This window comes from Bacillus manliponensis (genome assembly GCF_000712595.1).
In the GTDB taxonomy this organism is placed as follows: Bacteria; Bacillota; Bacilli; order Bacillales; family Bacillaceae_G; genus Bacillus_A; species Bacillus_A manliponensis.
The window spans coordinates 1-1317 of sequence record NZ_JOTN01000064.1 but is presented as its reverse complement, the minus strand read 5'-3'; the positions used below and the strand labels follow the sequence as shown (position 1 = coordinate 1317).

Here is a 1317-nt window from a genome sequence, read left to right as displayed (position 1 = left end):
GAACAATTGTTATCTAGTTTTGAAAGAATATGAAAAACTTGTTGACTTCCTTGGTCAACATGGTATAATGATTCTTGTCTTAAATGAATGATGTCTGGTAATGATGGCAGAGAGGTCACACCCGTTCCCATACCGAACACGGAAGTTAAGCTCTCTAGCGCCGATGGTAGTTGGGACTTTGTCCCTGTGAGAGTAGGACGTTGCCAGGCTCGTAATGTTCCGCAGTAGCTCAGTGGTAGAGCTATCGGCTGTTAACCGATCGGTCGTAGGTTCGAGTCCTACCTGCGGAGCCATTAAGGAGAGCTGTCCGAGTTGGCCGAAGGAGCACGATTGGAAATCGTGTATACGTCACAAGCGTATCAAGGGTTCGAATCCCTTGCTCTCCGCCATAAACATTTTGGCCCGTTGGTCAAGTGGTTAAGACACCGCCCTTTCACGGCGGTAACACGGGTTCGAATCCCGTACGGGTCACCACTTATTTTGGAGGATTAGCTCAGCTGGGAGAGCACCTGCCTTACAAGCAGGGGGTCGGCGGTTCGATCCCGTCATCCTCCACCATATACATTTTATATCATCGCGGGGTGGAGCAGTCTGGTAGCTCGTCGGGCTCATAACCCGAAGGTCGCAAGTTCAAATCTTGTCCCCGCAACCAAAGTGGTCCCGTGGTGTAGCGGTTAACATGCCTGCCTGTCACGCAGGAGATCGCGGGTTCGATTCCCGTCGGGACCGCCACTTTAAAATGGCTCGGTAGCTCAGTCGGTAGAGCAGAGGACTGAAAATCCTCGTGTCGGCGGTTCGATTCCGTCCCGAGCCACCATTTTAAAAAAGAATAAGCCGGCTTAGCTCAATTGGTAGAGCAACTGACTTGTAATCAGTAGGTTGGGGGTTCAAGTCCTCTAGCCGGCACCATGTAAGTTTCGGAGGGGTAGCGAAGTGGCTAAACGCGGCGGACTGTAAATCCGCTCCTTCGGGTTCGGCAGTTCGAATCTGCCCCCCTCCACCATTTACATAGGGGCATAGTTTAACGGTAGAACAGAGGTCTCCAAAACCTCCGGTGTGGGTTCGATTCCTACTGCCCCTGCCAAAAAACACAGCATGGCGGCTGTGGCGAAGTGGTTAACGCATCGGATTGTGGCTCCGACACTCGTGGGTTCGATTCCCATCAGTCGCCCCATTTTTATAAATACTTTACAAAATTTACGGATTATGATATTATTTTAAATGTTCAGTTTACAAAAAAAGTGATATTTTATATTTAAACATCATATAATGTAATAACACTTCGGTGGGCTATAGCCAAGCGGTAAGGCAACGGAC

General features: G+C 49.4%; 11 tRNA genes and 1 rRNA gene. All 12 read left to right on the top strand.

Annotated elements, in window-relative coordinates:
- Positions 1-93 precede the first annotated feature (93 nt).
- The 12 genes from rrf to BAMA_RS23145 all read left to right on the top strand — a co-directional run bounded on the left by rrf (position 94) and on the right by BAMA_RS23145 (position 1174).
- A 5S ribosomal RNA gene (rrf, locus tag BAMA_RS23200) occupies positions 94-209 on the top strand.
- A 9-nt stretch (positions 210-218) separates the two neighbouring features.
- Positions 219-293, top strand: a tRNA-Asn gene (locus BAMA_RS23195).
- A 4-nt stretch (positions 294-297) separates the two neighbouring features.
- Positions 298-389, top strand: a tRNA-Ser gene (locus tag BAMA_RS23190).
- Positions 390-399: 10 nt separating this feature from the next.
- Positions 400-474 (top strand) — tRNA-Glu (locus BAMA_RS23185).
- A gap of 8 nt (positions 475-482) precedes the next feature.
- A tRNA-Val gene (locus BAMA_RS23180) sits at positions 483-558 on the top strand.
- Between the two features lie 17 nt (positions 559-575).
- A tRNA-Met gene (locus BAMA_RS23175) sits at positions 576-652 on the top strand.
- A 4-nt stretch (positions 653-656) separates the two neighbouring features.
- Positions 657-732: transfer RNA gene (locus tag BAMA_RS23170), tRNA-Asp, on the top strand.
- A 9-nt stretch (positions 733-741) separates the two neighbouring features.
- Positions 742-817: transfer RNA gene (locus BAMA_RS23165), tRNA-Phe, on the top strand.
- Positions 818-833: 16 nt separating this feature from the next.
- Positions 834-909, top strand: a tRNA-Thr gene (locus tag BAMA_RS23160).
- 10 nt (positions 910-919) lie between these two features.
- Positions 920-1003 (top strand) — tRNA-Tyr (locus tag BAMA_RS23155).
- Positions 1004-1010: 7 nt separating this feature from the next.
- Positions 1011-1084, top strand: a tRNA-Trp gene (locus BAMA_RS23150).
- A gap of 14 nt (positions 1085-1098) precedes the next feature.
- Positions 1099-1174 (top strand) — tRNA-His (locus BAMA_RS23145).
- Positions 1175-1317: the final 143 nt, after the last annotated feature.